Genomic DNA, 22,392 nt, shown 5'->3' on the forward strand with positions numbered 1-22,392 from the left:
CGTCTGATATCTACAATTATCTACAATTTTGCGGAGATCGCTTAACTGATTAAGGAAAATAAGATTCCGTAAATACCTTAAGCGATTAAATCTTCCATGCCCTCGCTCAGCTCTGCAATTGGCGGCATATCGTTGAGCATGACTGTTGCTGAAATGCCGAGTTTTTTAGCGACATCTTCAGGGAACGTAGCTTGCAACTCTTCGTCGGAATAATTATTCTCCAGAGCCCGGGAACGCCACGCAGCAAGATGAATCACCGCAGCCATCGGTTCAAAAACCGTTGCCGATAAAGGCTCTGGAAACGCCAGTATGACTGAGGCAAAATTATCAGGGAAGCGCCAGCGTTTTGCCAGCTCGGCACCGACATCTGAAAAGTTATAGTTGAAAGAAGTCCGCTCGACGTCCAGACGGCGCGAATCATATGGACTCGCCACTTTATCTATTTGCAGCATATTTTCTGGCATAGCCGCATGCATAACAAGCTGACCGATCGCATGCATCATCCCGACGGTAAAAGCAAAATCAGAATTGCTTTTTAACTGTTTCGCCAGCCATTTTGCGATGATCGCAGTATGCAGGCTGTAACGCCAGAATTTTTTCAAATCCACGCCTGGCATCGCTTTAAAACCACTGGTCAATCCACTGCTGACAACCAGAGTACGTACTGTCATAAAACCCAGCATCAGCACAGCATCATCAACGGTGCCGACACTTCGGGATGCATGATAATAAGAGGAATTTGCCAGCCGTAATAATTTGGCACTAAGCACCTGATCTGCGGAGAGTTTCTTCGCAATCTCATCGATCGACACGTCTTCGTTATTGAAGCTATCGATGACTTCCTGAACCACTTTTGGAATAGTTGGCAATGCATTTTGTTGCTGGAAAAGTGCGTCGAAATTCATATAGCATCTCCTTTAAAGACGATGTGCGACAGTATCGATACTGTTACAGCTCTTAATTGATTTTATATGCACGAAGAAGACCGAAAGAATCCTTCAAGGGAAGTGAGCGCTGGAACAGATCGCATTCACTATGGAAAATAATACTCTGATACCTTAATCAAAGAAAACAATTTTTTTATGACATATGTCACGAACATTGCATTCGTAACAAAATATATTTTGTACTAAAGCGCTTTTTGCCAGTAACCGACATCAACCCAGCGATCTTTTTTAAATCCAATCTGAGAAAAATGGGCAACTTTGGAGAAACCTAGCTTTTCATGTAAGGCCACACTGGCAGAGTTCGGCAGAGCAATACCACCGATGACGCTGTGAACACCTAGCGTGCTTAACTGTTCAAACAAGCTTTCATATAAGAGAGTACCTGCCCCCTGTCCAACGGCATCACTCGACAGATACACAGAACATTCTACTGAAAATCGATAGGCTGATCTTGGCTTCCACTTAGTTGCATAGGCATAGCCAATCACCATCCCCTCTCTCTCCAGAACTAACCAGGGATAATCATTGGTGACATCCAGAATCCTTCGCGTCATCTCTGTTACACCAACCTCTTCTTCCTCAAAAGAAATCGTGCTATTTGCTACGTAATAGTTATAGATACGACAGATAGCTTCTGCATCATCAAGACTGACCATACGCAAACCGGACATCATCAACACTCCAGAAAAAACTGCGGCTACCGAATTATCTGCAGCCGCAGCCTGAGTACTTATTTACGACTAAAAATAAAAACCATCGATTAGTACGTTATTCGTCTTTTGCACCATCAATGCCGAGCTCCTGAATTTTCCTGGTAATCGTATTACGACCAATTCCCAGCCGGATTGCCGCATCGTTTTTTCTGCCATGAGTATGTTTCAACGCGGCTTTAATCACGATGGACTCAAAGCTTCTTCCTAATTTATCAATCACCTCAGATTGACCTTGGGTCAGCATCGCAGTCGCTTCCGCTTCTAGTAAACTCATCCAGCTTTCCGCTTTATGCGAACTTTGTACTTCAGGCGTACTGCCGTTTGCAAAATTCAGACCGTTGTTAACAGTCCCTGGATTTGCTGAACTCGCTTCCATATGACGTGCCTGCACATCGCTGGCCTGACTTGGCGAACTCAGTGATACGATTTGACTAGCTGCGGGGATCAGATCCTGAGGCAGATCGGGAACTTCTACCGTTTGGCCGGGTGCCATGACCGTGATCCAGTTACACAAATTTTCTAACTGACGGACATTGCCGGGGAATTCCAGTCCAGATAAAAACTGCAACGCCGCTTCTGACATGCGCTTCACTTCAACACCCAGTTGCTTAGCACTCTGGGCCAGGAAGAACTTGGTCAGTAAGGGGATATCTTCACGGCGCTCACGCAAGCTAGGTAAGCGTAAGCGAATCACGTTGAGACGGTGATATAAGTCCTCGCGGAACAATCCATCTTTTACACGCGATTCCAGATTCTGATGGGTTGCTGCAATCACGCGCACATTCGCCTTCATCGGCTGATGACCACCTACACGATAAAAATGTCCATCTGACAGGACACGTAATAATCGTGTCTGCAAATCAAAGGGCATGTCGCCAATTTCATCAAGAAACAGCGTGCCACCCTCGGCCTGCTCAAAGCGTCCGCGCCGGGTTGCTTGCGCACCAGTGAACGCGCCGCGCTCGTGACCAAATAATTCCGATTCCAGTAAGTCCTTAGGAATAGCTGCCGTATTTAAGGCGATAAAAGGCTGAGCAGATCTGGGACTGTGTTTATGCAGCGCACGTGCGACTAATTCCTTACCGCTACCCGATTCGCCGGTGATCAACACGGTCACATTCGATTGAGATAAGCGGCCAATAGCGCGGAATACATCCTGCATCGCCGGTGCTTGTCCAAGAATCTCCGGCGTTTCAGAAACGTTCTGTTCAACATTGGATTCACGCAGACTTTCGTCCAGCGCACGGCGGATCAATTCAACGGCCTTATCCAGATCAAATGGCTTGGCTAAATATTCAAAAGCGCCACCCTGAAAAGCCGCTACTGCTGACTCCAGATCAGAAAATGCCGTCATGATGATGACGGGCAATCCCGGATATTTTGCTTTAACGACTTGCAACAGCTCCAGCCCTGATGCGCCATGCATGCGAATATCAGATACCAATACTTGCGGCGTATCACTTTGCAGTGCTGTCATCGCATCACGTGCGTTCGTGAAGCTCTTGGTCGCGAGATTCTCACGTGCAAGCGCCTTCTCAAGCACCCAGCGAATGGAATCATCATCGTCAACTATCCAGATTGGTTTCATATAATCGTTTTACATCCTGCGTAAGAAAAATGAGCATTAGATCGGAACACTTTTGATATTCCGGCTGTCCAGTTACCTGCTTTAAGGTAGTGGAATTAAAATGCGGAAATCCGTGCATCCCGGCCGACTTTCGCACTCAATGACGCCCATATGTTGTTCAATGAAAGTCTGCGCTAAAGTCAGTCCTAAACCGCTACCGCCATCTCGTCCAGATACCAGAGGATAAAAAATACGATTGCGAATTTCGGCTGGAATACCTGGTCCGTTATCGATGATATGCAAATCTAATGCCAGCCTGTAGCGCACCTTAGCCAAAGTGATCTGACGCACAACGCGTGACCGGAAAGTCAGCTCAGCATCGCCATGTCGAATCCGCTCACTTAAGGCCTGTGCCGCGTTATGGGCAATGTTTAACACCGTTTGAATCAACTGTTCTTTGTCGCCGCGGAATTCTGGTATCGATAAATCGTAGTCACGCTTAATACTCAAGCCTTGAGGAAATTCAGCAAAAATCAGACTGCGCACGCGCTCGCAGACCTCGTGAATATTGACGTCGCCGACGATGTGTGGCAACCGATGCGGCGCCAATAAACGGTCTACCAAAGTCTGCAAACGATCTGCTTCCTTGATAATAACCTGGGTATATTCACGCAGCTCTTTTAACTGACGTTCGGGCAACTCCAGCTCTAACAATTGGGCTGCGCCGCGGATACCGCCAAGGGGATTCTTGATCTCATGAGCGAGATTACGTATCAGCTCTTTGTTTGCCTTGCTCTGATCGAGCATGCGCTCTTCTCTGTCTAGCTTGAGCTGCTGAACGTTCTCACGCAGTTCAATTAATACTGGCGTTGCAGGGTTGTCCAGTGAAGTCACAATACTGTGCACATGCAAAGGTTCACGACCTGCACGCTCCAGTGTCAGGTCTTGCCGCTTATCAGCAAACTGATGCGCAACTGCCTGCTCGAACACGGTTAATAACTCTTCACCGTTCAGAAAAAGATCAGTTAATTTTAAATGAGATAAAGATTTTGCCGAGCTGTCCAACATACTTTCGGCAGCGGCATTCGCATACAGGATACAGCTGTCGACATCCAGCACAATTACGGCGGATGTCAGCAAATCAAGTCCGGCAAACGATGTCATAGGAGTAGTCAAAATGATCCATAAAAAAAGGCCGCATAGTGCGACCTTGTTACGCAAGCATCATGCCTGAAATGCTGATTTTTCAGTCATTGAATATTTATTTCAAATTACTGAGTTCTCGTTTCAGTGCTTCGATGTTTTTTTCGGTGCGACTGATGTCATCTTTCATCATTATGGTGCGTTCTTGATATTTGGCGTAGTTCTTTTCATCGCCGCGTCGCTCTGGTTCACCGTTGTTGTAATCCTTCTTCAGATTCGCTAATTTTTGCTCCTCTGTTTTCAATTCATCTTGCAAAATCTGACGCCGATCTGAATCGCGCGCTTTTTGAGTGCCTTCATCTACTTTAGGAAAATCAGCGGGAGCTGAAGCGGGTTTGGAGGCCGATTTTTTTGGCAAGACTGGTGCAGGTATCACCGTAATTCCGGGAAGCTCAACGCGCTTACACCCCTTAGTCTCACCAGTATTTTTGTATTCTTTTTTACCGTTCTCATCAACACACAAAAATACATCGCCATCAGCTACCGCGAACGATGCGGAAGAAGCGAGCGAGCTGAGTGCTACAGCAGCGAAAATTGCACGACGTAAAAATTGATTCATTTTGTCAAAGTTTGGTCACTAACGACTTTAGTGTATTCCAAGCAGGCCCATAGCACAATTGCCAAGTACGCTTATCGGGAACTTACATGTGACAATCGGTAACAAGAAAGCGGAAAGTGTCTTTATACAATAAAAAAGACGAAAAAAAACGGGGCTATTACCCCGTTTTTCGGATTCTGAATTTTTTTTAAAAATTACAGAGAGTAGTACATATCAAATTCAGCAGGATGTGTCGTCATACGCATGCGCTGTACGTCTTGCATTTTCAGTTCGATGTAGGCATCGATCATGCTGTCGCTGAACACACCGCCGCGTGTCAGGAATTCGCGATCTTTATCCAGCGCTTCCAGAGCTTGTTCCAGAGAATGGCAGACTGTTGGGATCAGTGCATCTTCTTCTGGTGGCAAATGGTACAGATCTTTGGATGCGGCTTCGCCCGGATGAATCTTGTTCTGAACACCGTCCAGACCAGCCATCATCAATGCGGAGAAGCACAGATATGGGTTCGCCAGAGGATCTGGGAAGCGTGCTTCAACACGACGGCCTTTTGGATTCGCAACGTAAGGAATACGGATCGATGCAGAACGGTTTTTAGCAGAGTAAGCCAGTTTTACCGGTGCTTCGTAACCTGGTACCAAACGCTTGTAGGAGTTAGTACCTGGGTTCGTGATCGCATTCAAAGCGCGGGCATGCTTGATGATACCGCCGATGTAGTACAGAGCGAAATCAGACAAACCGGCATAGCCGTCGCCTGCGAACAGGTTTTTGCCATCTTTCCAGATTGACTGATGCACGTGCATACCAGAACCGTTGTCGCCAACGATAGGTTTGGGCATGAAAGTCGCTGTTTTGCCGTAGGTATGCGCCACGTTCCAGACAACGTATTTCAGGTTTTGTGTCCAGTCGGCGCGCTCTACCAGCGTAGAGAACTTGGTACCGATTTCGTTTTGACCTGCACCAGCTACTTCATGGTGATGCACTTCGACCGGAATACCCAGAGATTCCAGTATCAGGCACATTTCAGAACGCATGTCCTGGAAGCTGTCGACCGGAGGAACCGGGAAATAGCCGCCTTTAACGGTTGGACGATGGCCAGTATTGCCGCCTTCGAGTTTTTCGCCTGTTGTCCAGGATGCTTCTTCAGAGTCGATCTTTACGAAGCAGCCAGACATATCGATTTTCCAGCGTACGCTGTCAAAAATGAAGAATTCTGGTTCTGGACCGAAGTAAGCGGTATCGCCAATGCCTGAGGATTTCAGATACGCTTCTGCACGTTTGGCGATGGAACGTGGATCACGGTCGTACCCTTTGCCGTCGGCCGGTTCGATCACGTCGCACTGCATGAACAGTGTGGTTTCTTCCATGAATGGATCGATATTGGCGGTATTTGGATCTGGGATCAGCAACATGTCAGATGCTTCAATGCCCTTCCAGCCAGCGATAGACGAGCCGTCAAATGCGTGGCCAGATTCGAATTTATCCATACCGAACTGGGAAACTGGAACAGTCACGTGCTGTTCTTTGCCTCGGGTATCAGCAAAGCGGAAATCAACGAATTTAACTTCGTTGTCTTTCGCCATTTTCAAGACTTCTGCGGCTGTCATTGCCATGTGAAACTCCTCAAATAGAGCTAAAAATAAATTCGTAAGATGCTGAGCGGTCTGCTAACCAACTTAGCTCTGAACCTGTGAATCCAAGCTGATCTTCATGCCCTGCCTGTCTTTATCTGACGTTCAGGACAAAAAATCGCATAACTATAGTACACCAAGCTATTAGCAAAACTCACCGGGGATAATAGCAGAATCCATGCCATCTTCTTCACAATCGCAAAGTTCGGAGTAAAAGTGCTAAACCTCTGTTTTCTAGACACTTTTCAATTTAATGGGACAGTGCGTCAAAAAATCACAAAGCGAGCAAATGCACCATTTCTATGCAAATTCACCTTATCGCACCAAATTGATGCAATTCATGAAAAATACTGTGTTATTGGTCTTTTTTGGTGCATTTGGTTTTAATGCGGAACAACCATTCGCATAGGCGGAGAGAGAATAAAATACCTCTTTGTGCCAGATTCCGCAGCTGGATATTGTGGGTATCATGCATAATCAATCGACTCACATTCACCAATCAACATTTTATTATGACAACTCAACTCATCGCTATTGCCCGTCAACGCGCTCAGGAACAAGGTCTGCCTTATGCGGGTGCTGTGACGCCGCAAGAAGCGCTTTCCTTATTACAAACGGGCACTGGTGTGGTACTGATAGATGTCCGCACCAATGCGGAACGCGATTGGGTGGGGCGAGTGGTATTGCCTGAAACACAGCACAAAGCGGTGCAATGGAGCACTTATCCCGGCGGCATACCCAACCCAGACTTTATGTCCGAATTACACGCCGTAGTTCCTGATACGACAGCTACCTTATTGTTTCTATGCCGCTCTGGCGTCCGCTCCAGACATGCTGCCAAGCTCGCAACGGAGCATGGCTACACCGCCTGCTTTGACATTCTGGAAGGGTTTGAGGGGGATAAAGATGCTGATGGCCATCGTAAATCCATCGGCGGCTGGTGCCAAAAAAATCTTCCATGGGCTGGAGCCTAATTCAGGTTTGGCTGGGATTATGGTGTGGATTGTGATTTGACGTGTAATCGGGCATACAGCTCAATCGCAACACCGGTACCACTTTGTGGATTCTGTCCCACTCCCCCACCTTCAAATTACTTATCAGATTGCAGCAAACCTATAGCGATCTCATTCGTATCTTTCAAGGTCTGCAATACGATATTGGAGCGAATATCCAGAACGCCGGTCGTCTTGTATAAACGCTCAAGCACGAACGAGGAGTAGTGTTTCAAATTGCGCGCTTTCACCCGCAATAAATAATTTGCATCACCAGTAATAATGTAAGAGCCGACAACCTCAGGCCAACTTTGCAGTGCGGCTGAAAAATTCTCATGCCATTGCTCGACATCGCGCCGCATGGTCACCTGCACAAAGGCATCAACTTCCAGACCCAGCGCTATCGCATCGAGTACCGCGCTGTAGCGACTAATAATGCCGGCATCTTCCAGCATCCTGACCCGTCTCAGGCAAGACGACGGCGACAAAAATACCTTGTCTGCCAGATCCTGATTACTGATACGCCCTTCACTCTGCAGGAGGTGCAAAATCTTAATATCGGTCGCGTCTAATTGCATTTCACATATTCCATCAATAATTGTAAATTTATTCGCAGTTTATTCTACAAAAATACAATTATCTATTGCAATTTGCAAGAACTCATCATCCCTTTCAGAATAAAATTATTCTTATCAACAGCACCGAGGAAATCTCATGTCCGCCACCGAAGCAAGGCCCGATTCACACATCTGGGACATCACACCAACCATGCGAAGCGGGATGCCGGTCTGGCCTGGCGACACGGCGTATGCGTCCGATACCACCTGGCAAATTGAAGATGGCTGCCCGGTCAAAGTCAGCAAAATCAGCATGTCCACCCATACCGGCGCGCATTGTGATGCGCCATCGCATTACGATGCGTCGGGTGTCGCGATCGATCAGGTCGATCTGACGACGTATGTCGGCACCTGCCGCGTGATCCATTGCATAGGCCGAACGACAGTGGAGCCTGAACATATTGCTGCCCAGTTAAACGGGACACCAGTACGCGTTCTGTTGCGCACTTATTTCAGAGCACCGCAAAATCAGTGGGACGATCATTTCCCGCACATTGCACCCGCGACCATTGCCTTGCTGGCGACCCATGGTGTGCGCCTGATCGGTATCGACAGTCCCTCACTCGATCCGCAAACCTCTAAAACCATGGATTGCCACTGGGCTGTCAAACAGCATCAGATGGCAATACTCGAGGGTATTGTGCTGGATGACATCAGCGCTGGCGATTACGAATTAATTGCCCTGCCGCTGAAACTCGCCGGACTCGATGCCAGCCCGGTACGCGCCATTCTCCGTTCACTTCCACTTTGATTTTTCTATGACCACCATTGATCGCCAACACTGCCTGAATCTCGATGCACAAGATGCACTGGCCGGACTAAGACAAGAATTCGATTTGCCTGACAGTGTGATTTATCTTGACGGCAATTCACTCGGTGCCATGCCAAAATCTTCAGCAAGCCGCGCCCAGCAAGTGATACGTCAGGAATGGGGGACGGATCTGATTAAAAGCTGGAATAGCGCGGGCTGGTTTGATCTGCCGTCACGATTGGGGAATCTGCTCGCCCCCCTGATCGGCGCACGCCAGAATGAAGTCGTCGTCACCGATTCGACGTCGATTAACTTATTCAAGGCGATCGCGGCGGCTCTGCATATTCAGTCCAGTCATCCTTCCAGTGCAGAACGAAAAGTGATCGTCACGGAGCGCAGTAATTTCCCCACCGATATTTATATGGCAGAAGGACTGACGCGCTGGCTGGATCGCGGCTATCAGCTGCGGCTGGTCGATACCCCCGAAGAACTCCACAAGGCTATCGATAAACACACTGCTCTGGTGATGCTGACCCATGTGAATTACCGTAGCGGCTATCTGCATGACATGAATACGATCACCGCACATGCTCACGCGCAAGGCGCGCTGATGTTATGGGATCTTGCTCATTCCGCCGGCGCAGTGCCGGTGCAATTGAATGACGCCAAAGCCGATTTCGCTGTCGGCTGCACCTATAAATACCTAAACGGTGGGCCGGGCTCACCGGCCTTTATCTGGGTACCAAAGCGCCACCAGGAAGTTTTTTCTCATCCGCTGTCGGGATGGTGGGGGCATGCGAAACCGTTTGAAATGCAGACTAGCTTTAGCGGCACACCCGGCATACGGCGTGCGCTCTGCGGCACTCAGCCTATCGTCTCGCTGGCAATGGTGGAATCTGGTTTAGAAATTTTTGGCAAGACAACGATGGCAGCACTACGCACAAAATCGCTGGCGCTCACCGATCTGTTTATCGAGCTGGTGGAAAGTCGCTGCGCCTCGCATCCTTTGCAATTAGTCACCCCGCGCGAACAAGAGCGCCGCGGCAGTCAGGTCAGTTTTACGCATCCGCATGGTTATGCCGTGATGCAGTCATTGATTGCTCGCGGCATCATTGGCGATTATCGCGAGCCTGCCATCATGCGCTTTGGTTTTACTCCGCTGTACACCCGCTTCAGCGATGTGTGGGATGCAGCCGAAGGCTTGCGTGACATCCTCGACAGCAAAGCCTATTCGCTCAGCGGTGAACGGAATGAGGTTACCTGAAATACAGCCAGTTAGAGAATGCCCATATCTGCCGTATCACCGAATTATCCATCATTCAATTATTAAATACAGTCATTAAGCGACCATCATGAGCACGCAAGATCAGCAAAATAAAAATGGCGATAGCCAGGCAAAATGTCCTATGTCATGGCATGGAGCAAAAATGGATTTCAGCAACGACATGAGCTATGGCGACTATCTCGGGCTGAATCAAATCCTCCATGCACAGCATCCGCGCTCGCCTAATCACAACGAAATGCTCTTCATCATTCAGCATCAAACCAGTGAGCTCTGGATTAAATTGATGCTGCATGAACTGCATGCCGTGCGTACGCAATTGCGTGCCGGCGATCTGCCACCGGCCTTTAAAATGCTGTCGCGTGTTGCTCGCATCATGGATCAGCTCGTACACGCCTGGGATGTGCTGGCAACGATGACTCCCAGCGAATACACGGCCGTTCGCCCGTATCTCGGCAACTCGTCCGGCTTCCAGTCGCATCAATATCGCGAACTGGAATTTTTGCTTGGGAATAAAAACGCACACATGCTCAGTGTCCACGAAAGCAATCCTGACGCGCATGCCGCATTGAACGCAGCTCTGCTGGCACCATCAATTTATGATGAAGCGATCATGCTCATGGCGCGTCAAGGATTCACGATTGATGCTGCGCGACTGAATCAGGACTGGACTCAAGGCGTGGTGGCAAATGAGTCTGTCAAAGCTGCATGGTTGCAGGTCTACCAGGCACCTGAGAAGCATTGGGTATTGTATGAGTTGGCAGAAAAGCTGGTGGATATGGAGACAGCTTTCCGCATCTGGCGCTTCCGTCACGTGACCACGGTTGAACGCATCATCGGCTTTAAAACTGGAACAGGCGGCACCGCTGGTGTCAGCTACCTGCGCAAAATGCTTGATGTGGTGTTATTTCCGGAACTGTTTTCTTTGCGTACGGCTCTGTAAAAAAATACCAAAATACCAAAACACCAAAAAACTAAAAAACTAAAACAGCGTAAACCTCTGCATAACAACTCCGGTGACCAATGGCTAGGCTCTGGTCATCGGCAGCGCTTCCTATCCAAGATTGCGCGCTAAACCAATAAAATATACTCCCATACAGTATTAATTCAATCCCTATATAGAATATGCGCAATAAGACATGTTTGATATAGAAAAATGGGGAGTATATTCATTCATCATTCTTATATCGCATCAATCTGCCCTCAGCAAAGTGCGAATAGCTTCTAGCACAGTCATGTTCATTAAAAAAATTAATGAATTAAAAGACAATTTATTGCGCACATTCATTAAAATTTGATTTATTATTTGCCAACATACTTGATTTGAGCGTCAGCAAAATAATATAAGCTGATCAGGTAAATGACCTCATCAGGTACCTAGTAATAACCCCTAGCAAGCAGTTCCATATCGATTCCTACCGCACCGCTGATAGATTGTAGCGGTCAGTGTTAGCAAGGTGATGCCATGGCGACGCGCGATAGACAGCAAGAACCAACCCCACATGTTGGAATGGTGACGGGCAATCTATCGGCCATTGCCGATATCGATCCGGCCAATAGCGACGAAATCCCTCCCCATCAGACACCCTTGCCTCCACGCGGCTGGTTTGGTCTGCGCGAAAAACTCATGGCATTAGTCATGAGTGTCGCCATTCTGTGCATGCTGGCCGCGGTCGCAACCTTTTTCTTTGTCAGCCAACGCTCGATGGAAATTGCCATCGAATCTCACCTCGCATCCGTCGCACGCCTGCACGCACAGCGTATTGATGAGTTTAATAATTTTTTGCGCTCAGAATTGCAGCTCATGAGCAATCGTACGCAGCTCAGCAAATCCGTCAGCAGCTATATCGATCATCGCGGCAGCGATGCCCTTGAGCAAACCAATCAACTGCTCAATGATGCTAAACGCAGCGCGTCATTTATCGACAATGTTCTGGTGTATGGCATAGACGGCAAGCTGATTACCTCCGTCTCGGCAATCAGCCAGGAGTCGCAAGAGCTCGACGTCACGACGCGTGACACCTTACTCACCAACCCACTGATCACTGCCAGTGTCGTCGGTGCAGACGGACGGCGACTGATCAGGGCGGGCGGCCCTTTAATGGATGGACGGCGAGTCATCGGTATTCTGGTCATTCTAACCAGCATGGAGCCGCTACGTGTCATCTCAGGCGGCAGCGCCGCTGGCTGGATTTCGGAAGAGCTCATCATCACCGAAACGGGTGCCAACGGCGAGCCTCGCCCGATTACACCGCTGCGTTTTGCCATGCTGGAGGACGTGCCGGTCGCCAAGCTGACCCGCATCCACGAGCCGCGTTCCGGCACATCAGAAGAACGTCATCTGCTCAGCGGCAAAGATTATCGCGGCGTTCCTGTACTGGCATATACCCATAATCTGGCGCAACCGAACTGGACCATCATCATCAAGATCGATCAGGAGGATGCGTATAAACCGCTGCGTGATCAGCGCAATCTCTGGCTGGGATTGATGCTGGCGATTTTTATCGTAACAGCGGCGATCGCTGTCTGGCTATCGAGTTACTTTACTCTCCCGATACTACACATGGCCGAAGTCGCGGTGATGATTGCCAGCGGCGATCTGAAACGTCGCATGCAACATCCGTCCCGTGATGAGCTCGGCATGCTGTCGTACTCTGTCAATCGCATGGCAGACAAACTGCTCGATGTCAGTTCCGAACTGGAAATACAACTGCGCCTGCAACAAGACCGCGCTGAACGTCTGAACGAACAACTGATCCACGCCAATAACGAATTGCATTGGCTTTCACGCACCGATGCCCTGACGCGTCTGTTCAATCGCCGTACACTCGATGAAACGCTGGAAAGCGAATGGCTGCGCGCCACTCGCAGCAAACACTCGCTTGCGGCGATCATGATCGATATTGATTTTTTCAAACTAATTAATGACATTTCGGGTCATGCAAGCGGCGACGAATGTCTGCGACGATTCGGTGCCTTGCTGAAAGAGACGGCACAACGCAGCGGTGATTTTATTGCGCGTTATGGCGGTGAAGAATTTGTGGTGCTGGTGGTGGATGCAGACTTGCCACATGCAATGGCATTTGCAGAGAGAATCAAAGCGCGTCTGGCTGACGAAGCGATTCCGCATCCCGCCTCCGAGAACGGCCCCAATGTCACGGTCAGCATGGGTATCGCCGCACTACATCCAAGTAAGGAGACCTCGCCACAAGTTTTGCTCTCGCTTGCAGATCAGGCACTGTATCTGGCCAAATCGCGCGGACGCAACCGTATCGAAACCTTAAGCGGACATTAAACCCTCTATTTTAAAAACCCACAAAAAAGGACGCACAATGTGCGCCCCGTTTTTAATCGCATGAACTCACACCGGATTCAGAAAGCGGCAATCCCCGTCTGCGCCCGACCCAGTATCAATGCATGAATATCATGTGTGCCTTCGTAAGTATTCACCACTTCCAGATTCACCAGATGACGCGCGACGCCGTATTCATCCGAGATACCGTTGCCACCCAACATATCACGCGCCATGCGGGCGATATCCAGAGACTTGCCACAAGAATTACGCTTCATGATCGAGGTAATTTCGACTGACGCCGTACCCTCGTCCTTCATTCGTCCCAGACGCAAACAACCTTGCAAGGCCATCGTAATTTCTGTCTGCATGTCGGCGAGTTTTTTCTGGATTAGCTGATTTGCTGCCAACGGACGACCAAACTGCATGCGATCCATCGTGTATTGACGTGCTGTATGCCAGCAGAATTCTGCCGCTCCCAGTGCCCCCCAGGCGATGCCATAGCGCGCTGAATTCAGGCAGGTGAATGGCCCTTTCAATCCCTCGACTTTCGGCAGCATGTTTTCTTCGGGAACAAAGACTTCATCCATCACGATTTCACCAGTGATAGAGGCGCGCAATCCAACCTTGCCATGAATCGCTGGTGCGGATAAACCCTTCCAGCCTTTTTCCAGAATAAAGCCGCGGATACGACCATCATCCGTTTTCGCCCAGACCACAAATACATCAGCGATCGGGCTATTGGTAATCCACATTTTTGCGCCGCTCAGCGAATAACCGCCCGGTACCGTCTTCGCCCGCGTCTCCATACTGCCCGGATCAGAACCGTGATTCGGTTCAGTCAGACCGAAGCAACCTATCCACTCTCCAGTCGCCAATTTAGGCAGATATTTTTGTTTCTGTTCCTCATTACCAAACTCGTTGATTGGCACCATCACCAGAGAACTCTGAACGCTCATCATGGAACGGTAACCGGAATCAACCCGCTCAACTTCGCGCGCGATCAAACCGTAAGAAACATAATTCAGACCAGCACCGCCATACTCCACCGGAATAGTCGGCCCCAGCAAACCCAATGCACCCATCTCGGGAAAAATAGAAGCGTCCATTTTTTCATGGCGAAAAGCATCCAGTACCCGCGGTGCCAGCTTCTCTTCACAATACACCCGCGCCGCTTCCTGCACCATGCGCTCCTCATCGCTTAACTGCGATGACAGCAATAAAGGATCGTCCCACTGAAATGATGCTTTCGCCATTTGTCTCTCTCTTTTAATTAATATAAAAATGCCAGAACTAACTTCGTTCATCGATGCGTTCTAGCTACTTTCTAGCTGCGTTCTAGCTACGTATTCTAAACCTTCTGCCTTGAAAGCGATTTAATTGCCATCTGGATTTGTCGCATATCAACCCAGATTGACTCACAGGTATTTCGGCTCTTTAATTCGTCGACAATTTAATACCAAAGCCTATCAGCGTCACGCCAGCAAGTTTGTGTGCGATCCTGCTTACCCATGCATTCTGCTTCAAACGTGTCGTGATCACATTCACCAGCAGCACGACGGCAAAGCAAAACAGAATCGTCAGGCAACTCACTGTCATACCCATTGCCAATAAAGTCCAGGCGCCATGATGTTCGGCAGGATTAATAAACAAAGGGAAAAACGCCATATAAAACACGATCGCTTTGGGATTCATCAGCGTAATCAAAAACAAGCGCCGGAAATGCCTGGCTCCCTCGTCCACACTTTGTCCCGCTGATGCAGACGGTTCCGCTACTTTTAACCGCAGTAAAGTCACGCCGATGTAGATAAGATAAGCCGCCCCCAGATACTGAATCGCCTTGAACACTAGAGGATTAGCCTGCAACAGCGCCGCAACACCAATCCCAGCCAGCATCATATGCACCCAGTCACCCACCACGACGCCCAGCGTGCTGGCAAAACCTGCGCGCTGGCCATTTTTCCCTGTCGCAGCAACGATCCCCAGCAGCCCGGGACCGGGTATCGCGAGGAATAATAAAACCGTGAGTACAAAGGTGGGGTAACTGACGATACCAAACATAGTGCGCTCCTGCAGAGACTGACTTTAAGAGCAGAAAGACTAGCACAAATTAGTATTTTGTTGAGTTGCAGCGAAATCCAAAGTCTAGTTAAAAAGAAACTTGTGTTGGGGCATAGAACTGAGTAGCTATTTTCTGTATGGTCCCTCCGACAAGAATCGAACTTGTATCCCACGCTTAGGAGGGAACACTAACAAGTTGAAAAACTCCTTATACAGCAACCACTTACAGTGGAGATGTACGCTATTCTAGCCACAATGTTCCAAATTTGTTCCAAGTTCCAACTTGGACGTTCTAAAAGGAGTGGTGAAGATGGCGGGGAAGTTGATCACTGAACGTGTTGGCGTCAATGGCGATGTATCGTTCTTGGTGCGTGTGCGCGAAGCTGGTGTTGCTGTAAGCAAGACCTACAAGACCAAAAAAGAAGCTGAAAAATTCATTCGTGAAGTCAAGTCAAAAATTGATCGTGGTGAATCGGTAGACATCACCAAAATCAAGAAACTGACTTTGGCTCAAATTTTTACCGAATATTTAAAGCACAACACTGTTGCCGATGGTAAACGGTATGACCTTGAAAAATTGAAGTTGGAGATTGGAAAAGTTCCACTTGGAAATTTTAAATCTGGAACGTTTGCTCTCTACTTGAAAACCAAGCTGGAACAAAAAGTTCCAGATCAAGCGACTAAAAAGAAAGCTAGTCCTCTTTATGCTGGCCATAAAATTTTGGATGTGAAAACTGGTGAGATGGTCAAAAAGACCTACAGCGAAAGCACTATCAGGAAGCTCTATTACGCTATCAAAACCTCTTTGGCGTGGCACGCCAAACACCATGATTACACGTTTGACCGTAAGCCATTTGATGAGAATTCGCCTCCTAAAGCTTGGATTCCAAGGGATCGGATTCTTGAAGCTGGTGAATTAGATAGCTTGTTGGCTGCTACAGAAAAAATGTATGTGAAGCGCGAAGAGTTGAGGTGTCTTATTCTTTGGCAATATTATTCTTGTATGCGTGCCGGTGAAAGTCTTCTTATCAAGTGGGATGAAATTCATTTGGATGAAAAAAATCCAAGTCACTCATACATTTTTGTTCCCAAAGAGAACACAAAAATTGCTGACAAAAAGAATGCCGAAGATCGGAAGGTTCCACTAAGGCCAGAGTTCTACCACTTCATTAAAGACAGGCTTATGAAGTTGAAGAAGGATGGTCAATCGTTGGTGTTTGGTGACTATTGGAAAAGTAGTTCTGTTCTTGCTGCTCGGTTCAAAGTCATCTGCAAAAATGCCAAAGTTATAAACTTCAAAATTCACGATTTAAGGCATTGTGCTGTTAGCTGGTATTTTGTGAATACAAATTTGACTGACATTGAAATTAGCAAAATTTCAGGCCATATTGAATTGGGAACTTTGAAACGATATGCCACTTTAAGGCATAGTGACATTGGTGCAAAACTTTGGGCTCAAGCATAATAATAATATATTAGATATTGGCACTCTCCATTTGACTTCTATTTTCGATTTATTAAAATTATTAATAAAGGAGAGAATATTATGAAAAATGAAGTCATAGAGAATGGGTTGGTAGTAAATAAAAATGGTGATAAAAAATGGTATTTAAATGGTGTTATTCATCGTGAAGATGGGCCTGCTGTTGAATTTGCAGGCGGAACTAGACATTGGGTGATAAATGGAATAAATCATCGAGAGGATGGACCAGCTATTGAATTAGCTGAAGGTGATAAATATTGGTTAACAAATGGGAAAATGCATCGCGAGGATGGCCCCGCCATTGAATATCAAAATGGGAAAAAAGAATGGTTCTTAAACGGAATAAATTTATCTGAAGAAGATTTTAATAATTGCATTACTCAATCAGTCAGCCAAAAAAAATTAGGACTAAAATAAAGAAGCACCTTCGGGTGCTTTTTTGTTGAGAAAATATTCAATACTTTTTCTTGATGCCACTGAATCGTTCTGATTCTTTGAGTTTTCTAATGCGATCAGCTTCTACTGCTGCACCAATCTGCTGTTCAAGTTTCATAGCTCTAATTTTCAGAGATGCAGCTTTGGCTGGATCTTTGGCATTAGCAATTTGATTTCTCAAATCAGACAATTGAGCTTGAAGATTTCCAATAGATGAATCTGAACTGCTACCCATTGAAGTTGGTCCAGAGGAAGCACTTTCTTTAGTTGGTGAATCCTTCATTCCTGGTTGACCGGCTGTAGGCTGCTTCTGAGCGATCTCAGGAACTTGCTTAGGCACTGTGCTAACCAATGGTGCTTGAACCTGTGTAGGGGCCTTCTGTGGTGTCTGCTGAACTTCTTTGACTGGTGCGGACTGCTTAGGAATTGACTTCGCGCCATACAAACGATTTTTGTTGCTTCTACCGACCATAGGCTGACTGATCAACTTCTGATGAAATTCCTTTCTTGAATCAGTCAATCTTTTGAGAGTGTCACGAACTTTTTGAAAGTCAGAATCATTAAGCTTCTTTCTGTGTGGTGCTTCTTTGGTAGCAGACTCAAGTTTCAATTTTTGAAAATTAGCACCATATTCATAAACTGGACCTTTTAAACGAAAGGCTTTTTGTGATCCGTGAATTTTCAGTGAAATGAACTTATCGTTCACTCTGGTGATTTCACCAAAATTTTCCAAGTAATCGCATAATTGTTGTCTGTTGGAAATTTTACCTTGATGAATTTGATAAGCCACATTATCACTAATGTTTTCTTTATCTGGCTTGTTAGCTCTAACCTGTTCTGCAAGTTTTGATTTGGAGTGAGGTAAAACCTTGGCTTCAAATTTTGAATTTGTTGCTTTAAGTGGATCACGAACTACCTGGTCAAATCCAAGCTGATGATTAATGTAGGCGTCAAAAGAATCCTTAAAATCTTCCTTTGCTTTACCGGGTGGAAATGGATTTATTCTTTTGCCAGTGGTTAATTCAGTCAGGGGAATAATGTAGTTCAACTCGATACGGCCTTTATCTTCATGAATATTCCAGTAGTCAACAAAGTTGACTCCATGTTCTAGACCTGCCATGAATGTTTTTCTGAATGCTTCAACCACTGCCAAAAGTTCTTTGTCAGTTGGTCGTTCACTTGGTTCAAAAGCTAATGAACCAGAAACATACTTGTGTTTTCTGTCGATGCTTTCAGCAGCATAGACGCAATCAAGGGCACTGCCTGCAAAGTCTCTTGGCTTCACATTTCTAAAAGCGCCGTTGTGGTCATGGTCACTTTTTAGATAATTAATCGCTTCTTGAATTGAATTCGTGCGATGTCCTTGAACGGCGTTGATCACTAAATTCGCTCTTATTTATTCTTGTGATTGAAAAATTCTTCCTTGATTTCTTCAATGTTTTTAAGAGCCTTATTCAAATCTTTGAGTGCTAATTGAACTTCTTGTTTGGTGAAATCGGTTTTTGAATTTAATTGCTTTGCAATCTGATTCAAATTTTTTCCTTGCCTATTTAACTCAGATAAAAATTTGGCAGCAAGAATTCTGTCATCTCTTTTTTCTTCAAAATGCAAATCAATTTGATGTTCAGTTCCGCCAAATAATCTATATCTAGCAAACTTAGCCATTGAATTAAAGTTAGTTTTTCTCCACTTGTCTTTGAGGTTGTCATATTCAAATGGTGATAAATTTACTTCAAGAACTTTGGTTCTTTTCAATCTGGAATCATCATCAGAACCAGCTTGGCCTGGGTGTAATTTTATTTCTGACGATATGTTTTTAATGTTGCTCATGGGATTTTCTCCTTCTTATTTTTGTAATTTGTACTAGGGGTCTGGGGGAACCCCAGCAAGAGACAAATCCATAAAAAGGAGAACCGTCAGGGTTCTCCTGGTATGGTTTGTTTGTCTTGCTGTTCTGTACTCTTAATTTTACGAAATTAAAAAGTAATGTCCACGATTATGAAAAAACTCGATAGCTGATACTCTCGGAATGGGTCTTGTTTTATCTATCTGATTTCATATGCTTCATAAAAACAGGAGGAACTTTATGAAGGGTTGCAAGAAAAAAACTGCGTTTATTCGCAACGAAGATGCTCAGTGGATTGATGATTACTTGATCACTGCGGGGCAGTCAGATAACTTCGGAATGGTAGTTAGAAATGCAGTGAGTGAATATGTGCAGAAGAAAAAAAAGGCTCGCGCTGCTGTCTATTTCAAGTTCATTGGTGAAGAAAACTGCAAGGCTCTTGAAGAATATGCGATTAAAAATGGAACTAATCTAGAGCAATTGATCAAGGAAACACTGATCCAAAAATCAAAGTATGTTTCAAAAATGGATGCCAATAAAAATGAAAGTTGAGTTCAACTACGACAAAAGCCAACTCACTTCAATTGATGAATTGACTGTTTCAGTGGCAGACTTGAGGGACTTGGTTCAAGCTTTTACTATTGGAAGTGATGCTCAAAAGATTCAGGAACTGAAAATAATTCTTGAATCAGTTGTGAGAAAAAATAGACTGCTTCCCGGTGCTGTTGATGTAAATAGCTCTGACTAAACGCACTTGGCTGGTGCCGGCCCCGGCCTCACATATTGGAAGAACGGCGGAGCGTTCCCACTACGTGCGCCAGTTGTAAGAGTGAATTTCATCGACCTGCTTTATTTTGCAACGCATAAATGAAGTAGGTGCTCCCGCAGGGATGGGGAAAAAAATGCAGAAAGAAAAAATGCACTCGTTTAAGTGCTTCTGTTCTATTGCTTCGAAAAATTTATTTGCTAGACTTAATATAAGGCTGGTTGCTTTAGCGATTAACTAATGCATTTTTGATTGATGAGGGCACTACTCTGCAACTAAGCTGCCCACAAATATAAGAGCAATAAAAATATGAAAAAAGATGTGAATGGCGATTTAAAAAATGGTGTCTTTCAAGAAGGTGAATGCGTTTGTATTTACAAGGATGGAAAAATTCACTGTGAAAATGGTCCAGCGAAAATAAATTTTAAAAAAAACGTTGATGGCTCTTTGACTATTCAGCAAAAGAGTTGGTATTTGAATGATGAATTACACCGAGAAGATGGACCTGCTATTGAGTATTCAGATGGCGGCAAGGAGTGGTGGATTAATGGTGAGCGCCATAGGGATGATGGTCCGGCCTGCATTTACAAAGATCCTGATGAAGGTGACTTTTTCTATGAATGGTTTCGCAATGGTGGCCGTGTGACTGAACAAGAAATTGAACAGTTTATTGTTAAGAAAAATCTCAACGAAAAACTTCATGTGACCCTTGCTGAAAAACATAGAGAAAAAAGAGCAAAGATATAAATTCACTTTGTTAGGAGTCTATTTTTGATTTGCCTTTTGAAATTAGACAAATTTTCTCCACGATTCTGACAATGTGGAGTCTATCGGCTCGCTTAACTCCTTGTAAAAGGCTGGCTATGTGTTTGGCCTGGTCATCAGGTTTTGAACTGATGCCAACTAGAAGTTCATCAAGCTCACATTCAAAGATTTCAGCAATCTGAATCAATCTCAGAATGTCCGGTGTGGAAGTGCCTTGCTCATATGCACCATACGACTTGGAAGTGATATTAAGACGTTCAGAAACCTCTTCTTGTGAATAGCCTGTTTTCACTCGCAGCTTCTGCAAGCTTTTACCGATAACCTGCAAACGTTGTATGTCTTTGGGTGACTTTGCCATGTGTAGTATTGACAGTTAAATTCATATGATTTTGACTGACATAGGCGCAGAGATCAACAAAAAAGGCTCCAAATTGGAGCCTTTGTTTTTGGTGCTGCTGAAGCTTAGTGTGCAGGAGCTTTTGCAACCAACTCTTGAAGCATTTTGCGTTCGTGGTTGGTGAAAGACTTCATGATTGAGTCAAAGCTAACATTAACAACCATCGTCATTGAGTTTCTAAAATTCTCGTAGTGCAATTGGCTCATATCAATATCTTGCTGGCGCATTTGAGACAAAGCATCAATCATTTGATAAACGGATAGAAAAGCCTTGATTTTTGATGTTGTGGTGCCTTCAATGGTTTTAATCATTTGAATAGCTTGTTGAGCTGTTGAATCTTGAAGAGCTTCTTCAAGAGTAAAAGCACCGTTAGGGACTGCGATAAGATTAAGTTGTTTCATGATATTTTCCTTTTAAATTTATGTCATATTTAATCCCTCCTTTCCAAGTGAATTATTTCACTGGTAGGTATAAAGTGGGTAGTCGCTACAGTTGATCGCTTTATTTGATTGACTTCTTTGTGTCGCCAACCAATAGAACGAACTGTACGCTTGTCAGTGAAGAAGGTACATGCAGTGGCACGTGAGGTCCTAACGTCTCGCGTTAGGTCGTAAAAAAAGCACCTAGCGGTGCTTTTAGTTTTGTAGCTGTTTGCTGCTAGGTTTGGGGAGATTTCTAAGCAGCATGACAAGGGCGAAAAATGCACTTGAAGCGCAAACTGCACTAAGAATAGGCTGCGGATTCACTATTCCCTGAATTAGACCTGGCAAGTCAATAAGTAGCAAAATGATGGCAAGTCTAAAGTTCAATCCATTCACACCATGTTTTTCCAGTGTGCTCTCATAGATTTCTTTGAAGAAAAACTTCATAACTTGGATATTAAATAGATTGGCAATCCACCCGCCAAAAATTGAAATGATTACTGCGATAGTTGTTTGTGTGTTCAATGAATTCTCCTGTTATGAGTTCAATTTACTTAATGAGCTATAAAAGTCAACTGGAGGCATTGACAAACGATTGAAAGATCGTAGATTTATAAGAGCATAGCTCCATAATTATTCTTGTGCCAATTCAATGAGAAATGCAAA

General features: G+C 45.7%; 24 protein-coding genes. 10 read left to right on the forward strand and 14 right to left on the reverse strand.

Features of this window, described 5'->3' with window-relative positions:
* Window positions 1–77: 77 nt before the first annotated feature.
* From ACO0LE_RS07085 to glnA, 6 genes are all read right to left on the reverse strand, one after another.
* Window positions 78–905 (reverse strand): HDOD domain-containing protein, encoded by an 828-nt coding sequence (locus ACO0LE_RS07085; RefSeq protein ID WP_422959713.1) that lies wholly within the window; start codon window positions 903–905, stop codon window positions 78–80.
* Window positions 906–1,129: 224 nt separating this feature from the next.
* Window positions 1,130–1,621, reverse strand: coding sequence for an arsinothricin resistance N-acetyltransferase ArsN1 family B (locus ACO0LE_RS07090; RefSeq protein WP_422959714.1), 492 nt, complete (start codon window positions 1,619–1,621; stop codon window positions 1,130–1,132).
* A gap of 94 nt (window positions 1,622–1,715) precedes the next feature.
* Window positions 1,716–3,248 carry a nitrogen regulation protein NR(I) gene (gene ntrC, locus ACO0LE_RS07095; protein WP_422959715.1) on the reverse strand — a complete coding sequence of 511 codons (1,533 nt, stop codon included), beginning with the start codon at window positions 3,246–3,248 and terminating at the stop codon, window positions 1,716–1,718.
* An 81-nt stretch (window positions 3,249–3,329) separates the two neighbouring features.
* Window positions 3,330–4,391 (reverse strand): nitrogen regulation protein NR(II), encoded by a 1,062-nt coding sequence (gene glnL / locus ACO0LE_RS07100; protein WP_422959754.1) that lies wholly within the window; start codon window positions 4,389–4,391, stop codon window positions 3,330–3,332.
* A 97-nt stretch (window positions 4,392–4,488) separates the two neighbouring features.
* On the reverse strand, window positions 4,489–4,989 hold the full coding sequence (locus tag ACO0LE_RS07105; RefSeq protein ID WP_422959716.1) for a DUF4124 domain-containing protein: 501 nt from the start codon (window positions 4,987–4,989) through the stop codon (window positions 4,489–4,491).
* 194 nt (window positions 4,990–5,183) lie between these two features.
* Entirely contained in the window at window positions 5,184–6,599 is a 1,416-nt protein-coding gene (gene glnA / locus ACO0LE_RS07110; protein ID WP_422955455.1) for a type I glutamate--ammonia ligase, read from the reverse strand.
* A gap of 530 nt (window positions 6,600–7,129) precedes the next feature.
* Here glnA and ACO0LE_RS07115 point away from each other — a divergent pair.
* On the forward strand, window positions 7,130–7,591 hold the full coding sequence (locus ACO0LE_RS07115; RefSeq protein WP_422959717.1) for a rhodanese-like domain-containing protein: 462 nt from the start codon (window positions 7,130–7,132) through the stop codon (window positions 7,589–7,591).
* A 116-nt stretch (window positions 7,592–7,707) separates the two neighbouring features.
* On the opposite strand, the gene ACO0LE_RS07120 is transcribed toward ACO0LE_RS07115, so the two are convergent.
* Window positions 7,708–8,187 carry an Lrp/AsnC family transcriptional regulator gene (locus tag ACO0LE_RS07120; protein WP_422959718.1) on the reverse strand — a complete coding sequence of 160 codons (480 nt, stop codon included), beginning with the start codon at window positions 8,185–8,187 and terminating at the stop codon, window positions 7,708–7,710.
* 136 nt (window positions 8,188–8,323) lie between these two features.
* Here ACO0LE_RS07120 and kynB point away from each other — a divergent pair, with 136 nt between their 5' ends.
* The 4 genes from kynB to ACO0LE_RS07140 all read left to right on the forward strand — a co-directional run bounded on the left by kynB (window position 8,324) and on the right by ACO0LE_RS07140 (window position 13,554).
* A complete protein-coding gene (kynB, locus tag ACO0LE_RS07125) occupies window positions 8,324–8,977 on the forward strand; it encodes an arylformamidase (RefSeq protein ID WP_422959719.1) in 654 nt (217 codons plus the stop codon).
* Window positions 8,978–8,984: 7 nt separating this feature from the next.
* The gene (gene kynU, locus ACO0LE_RS07130; RefSeq protein ID WP_422959720.1) at window positions 8,985–10,241 is read left to right on the forward strand and encodes a kynureninase; all 1,257 of its coding nucleotides are present in this window, start codon (window positions 8,985–8,987) and stop codon (window positions 10,239–10,241) included.
* A gap of 88 nt (window positions 10,242–10,329) precedes the next feature.
* On the forward strand, window positions 10,330–11,202 hold the full coding sequence (gene kynA / locus ACO0LE_RS07135) for a tryptophan 2,3-dioxygenase (protein ID WP_422959721.1): 873 nt from the start codon (window positions 10,330–10,332) through the stop codon (window positions 11,200–11,202).
* 522 nt (window positions 11,203–11,724) lie between these two features.
* The gene (locus tag ACO0LE_RS07140) at window positions 11,725–13,554 is read left to right on the forward strand and encodes a diguanylate cyclase (RefSeq protein WP_422959722.1); all 1,830 of its coding nucleotides are present in this window, start codon (window positions 11,725–11,727) and stop codon (window positions 13,552–13,554) included.
* A gap of 77 nt (window positions 13,555–13,631) precedes the next feature.
* On the opposite strand, the gene ACO0LE_RS07145 is transcribed toward ACO0LE_RS07140, so the two are convergent.
* Both ACO0LE_RS07145 and ACO0LE_RS07150 read right to left on the reverse strand, forming a co-directional pair.
* Entirely contained in the window at window positions 13,632–14,807 is a 1,176-nt protein-coding gene (locus tag ACO0LE_RS07145; RefSeq protein WP_422959723.1) for an acyl-CoA dehydrogenase, read from the reverse strand.
* Window positions 14,808–14,988: 181 nt separating this feature from the next.
* A complete protein-coding gene (locus ACO0LE_RS07150; protein ID WP_422959724.1) occupies window positions 14,989–15,612 on the reverse strand; it encodes a LysE family transporter in 624 nt (207 codons plus the stop codon).
* Between the two features lie 310 nt (window positions 15,613–15,922).
* Between ACO0LE_RS07150 and ACO0LE_RS07155 the strand changes: the two genes are divergently transcribed.
* The gene (locus ACO0LE_RS07155; RefSeq protein WP_422959725.1) at window positions 15,923–17,077 is read left to right on the forward strand and encodes a site-specific integrase; all 1,155 of its coding nucleotides are present in this window, start codon (window positions 15,923–15,925) and stop codon (window positions 17,075–17,077) included.
* 81 nt (window positions 17,078–17,158) lie between these two features.
* Window positions 17,159–17,512, forward strand: a complete 354-nt coding sequence (locus ACO0LE_RS07160; protein WP_422959726.1) for a hypothetical protein — start codon at window positions 17,159–17,161, stop codon at window positions 17,510–17,512.
* A 37-nt stretch (window positions 17,513–17,549) separates the two neighbouring features.
* Here ACO0LE_RS07160 and ACO0LE_RS07165 read toward each other — a convergent pair whose 3' ends face one another.
* Together ACO0LE_RS07165 and ACO0LE_RS07170 are read right to left on the reverse strand one after the other, a co-directional pair.
* On the reverse strand, window positions 17,550–18,911 hold the full coding sequence (locus tag ACO0LE_RS07165) for a hypothetical protein (RefSeq protein ID WP_422959727.1): 1,362 nt from the start codon (window positions 18,909–18,911) through the stop codon (window positions 17,550–17,552).
* 11 nt (window positions 18,912–18,922) lie between these two features.
* A complete protein-coding gene (locus ACO0LE_RS07170) occupies window positions 18,923–19,360 on the reverse strand; it encodes a plasmid mobilization protein (protein WP_422959728.1) in 438 nt (145 codons plus the stop codon).
* 256 nt (window positions 19,361–19,616) lie between these two features.
* On the opposite strand from ACO0LE_RS07170, the gene ACO0LE_RS07175 reads away from it, so the two are divergent.
* From ACO0LE_RS07175 to ACO0LE_RS07185, 3 genes are all read left to right on the forward strand, one after another.
* Complete coding sequence (locus ACO0LE_RS07175) at window positions 19,617–19,928, forward strand: hypothetical protein (RefSeq protein WP_422959729.1); 312 nt, start codon at window positions 19,617–19,619, stop codon at window positions 19,926–19,928.
* Window positions 19,918–20,124, forward strand: coding sequence for a hypothetical protein (locus ACO0LE_RS07180; protein ID WP_422959730.1), 207 nt, complete (start codon window positions 19,918–19,920; stop codon window positions 20,122–20,124). Before ACO0LE_RS07175 ends, ACO0LE_RS07180 begins: the two co-directional genes overlap by 11 nt.
* Before the next feature lie 327 nt (window positions 20,125–20,451).
* The gene (locus ACO0LE_RS07185; protein WP_422959731.1) at window positions 20,452–20,889 is read left to right on the forward strand and encodes a hypothetical protein; all 438 of its coding nucleotides are present in this window, start codon (window positions 20,452–20,454) and stop codon (window positions 20,887–20,889) included.
* A 10-nt stretch (window positions 20,890–20,899) separates the two neighbouring features.
* Here the strand turns inward: ACO0LE_RS07185 and ACO0LE_RS07190 are convergent, their stop codons facing one another.
* The 3 genes from ACO0LE_RS07190 to ACO0LE_RS07200 all read right to left on the reverse strand — a co-directional run bounded on the left by ACO0LE_RS07190 (window position 20,900) and on the right by ACO0LE_RS07200 (window position 22,251).
* Window positions 20,900–21,265 carry a helix-turn-helix domain-containing protein gene (locus ACO0LE_RS07190; protein WP_137008662.1) on the reverse strand — a complete coding sequence of 122 codons (366 nt, stop codon included), beginning with the start codon at window positions 21,263–21,265 and terminating at the stop codon, window positions 20,900–20,902.
* Window positions 21,266–21,369: 104 nt separating this feature from the next.
* The gene (locus tag ACO0LE_RS07195) at window positions 21,370–21,705 is read right to left on the reverse strand and encodes a hypothetical protein (protein ID WP_422959732.1); all 336 of its coding nucleotides are present in this window, start codon (window positions 21,703–21,705) and stop codon (window positions 21,370–21,372) included.
* Window positions 21,706–21,939: 234 nt separating this feature from the next.
* The gene (locus tag ACO0LE_RS07200; protein ID WP_422959733.1) at window positions 21,940–22,251 is read right to left on the reverse strand and encodes a hypothetical protein; all 312 of its coding nucleotides are present in this window, start codon (window positions 22,249–22,251) and stop codon (window positions 21,940–21,942) included.
* Between the last annotated feature and the right edge of the window lie 141 nt (window positions 22,252–22,392).

The organism is Undibacterium sp. Xuan67W (genome assembly GCF_049340165.1).
GTDB lineage: Bacteria > Pseudomonadota > Gammaproteobacteria > Burkholderiales > Burkholderiaceae_D > Undibacterium.

Bases quoted from the DNA above. Each gene is read 5' to 3' on its own strand.
- ntrC (WP_422959715.1), bottom strand. From the start codon at position 3,248: ATGAAACCAATCTGGATAGTTGACGATGATGATTCCATTCGCTGGGTG.
- ACO0LE_RS07160 (WP_422959726.1), top strand. From the start codon at position 17,159: ATGAAAAATGAAGTCATAGAGAATGGGTTGGTAGTAAATAAAAATGGT.
- kynB (WP_422959719.1), top strand. From the start codon at position 8,324: ATGTCCGCCACCGAAGCAAGGCCCGATTCACACATCTGGGACATCACA.
- kynU (WP_422959720.1), top strand. From the start codon at position 8,985: ATGACCACCATTGATCGCCAACACTGCCTGAATCTCGATGCACAAGAT.
- ACO0LE_RS07155 (WP_422959725.1), top strand. From the start codon at position 15,923: ATGGCGGGGAAGTTGATCACTGAACGTGTTGGCGTCAATGGCGATGTA.
- ACO0LE_RS07175 (WP_422959729.1), top strand. From the start codon at position 19,617: ATGAAGGGTTGCAAGAAAAAAACTGCGTTTATTCGCAACGAAGATGCT.
- ACO0LE_RS07105 (WP_422959716.1), bottom strand. From the start codon at position 4,989: ATGAATCAATTTTTACGTCGTGCAATTTTCGCTGCTGTAGCACTCAGC.
- kynA (WP_422959721.1), top strand. From the start codon at position 10,330: ATGAGCACGCAAGATCAGCAAAATAAAAATGGCGATAGCCAGGCAAAA.
- ACO0LE_RS07140 (WP_422959722.1), top strand. From the start codon at position 11,725: ATGGCGACGCGCGATAGACAGCAAGAACCAACCCCACATGTTGGAATG.
- ACO0LE_RS07145 (WP_422959723.1), bottom strand. From the start codon at position 14,807: ATGGCGAAAGCATCATTTCAGTGGGACGATCCTTTATTGCTGTCATCG.
- ACO0LE_RS07090 (WP_422959714.1), bottom strand. From the start codon at position 1,621: ATGATGTCCGGTTTGCGTATGGTCAGTCTTGATGATGCAGAAGCTATC.
- ACO0LE_RS07185 (WP_422959731.1), top strand. From the start codon at position 20,452: ATGAAAAAAGATGTGAATGGCGATTTAAAAAATGGTGTCTTTCAAGAA.
- ACO0LE_RS07120 (WP_422959718.1), bottom strand. From the start codon at position 8,187: ATGCAATTAGACGCGACCGATATTAAGATTTTGCACCTCCTGCAGAGT.
- ACO0LE_RS07150 (WP_422959724.1), bottom strand. From the start codon at position 15,612: ATGTTTGGTATCGTCAGTTACCCCACCTTTGTACTCACGGTTTTATTA.
- ACO0LE_RS07115 (WP_422959717.1), top strand. From the start codon at position 7,130: ATGACAACTCAACTCATCGCTATTGCCCGTCAACGCGCTCAGGAACAA.
- glnA (WP_422955455.1), bottom strand. From the start codon at position 6,599: ATGGCAATGACAGCCGCAGAAGTCTTGAAAATGGCGAAAGACAACGAA.
- glnL (WP_422959754.1), bottom strand. From the start codon at position 4,391: ATGACATCGTTTGCCGGACTTGATTTGCTGACATCCGCCGTAATTGTG.
- ACO0LE_RS07195 (WP_422959732.1), bottom strand. From the start codon at position 21,705: ATGAAACAACTTAATCTTATCGCAGTCCCTAACGGTGCTTTTACTCTT.
- ACO0LE_RS07170 (WP_422959728.1), bottom strand. From the start codon at position 19,360: ATGAGCAACATTAAAAACATATCGTCAGAAATAAAATTACACCCAGGC.
- ACO0LE_RS07190 (WP_137008662.1), bottom strand. From the start codon at position 21,265: ATGGCAAAGTCACCCAAAGACATACAACGTTTGCAGGTTATCGGTAAA.
- ACO0LE_RS07180 (WP_422959730.1), top strand. From the start codon at position 19,918: ATGAAAGTTGAGTTCAACTACGACAAAAGCCAACTCACTTCAATTGAT.
- ACO0LE_RS07085 (WP_422959713.1), bottom strand. From the start codon at position 905: ATGAATTTCGACGCACTTTTCCAGCAACAAAATGCATTGCCAACTATT.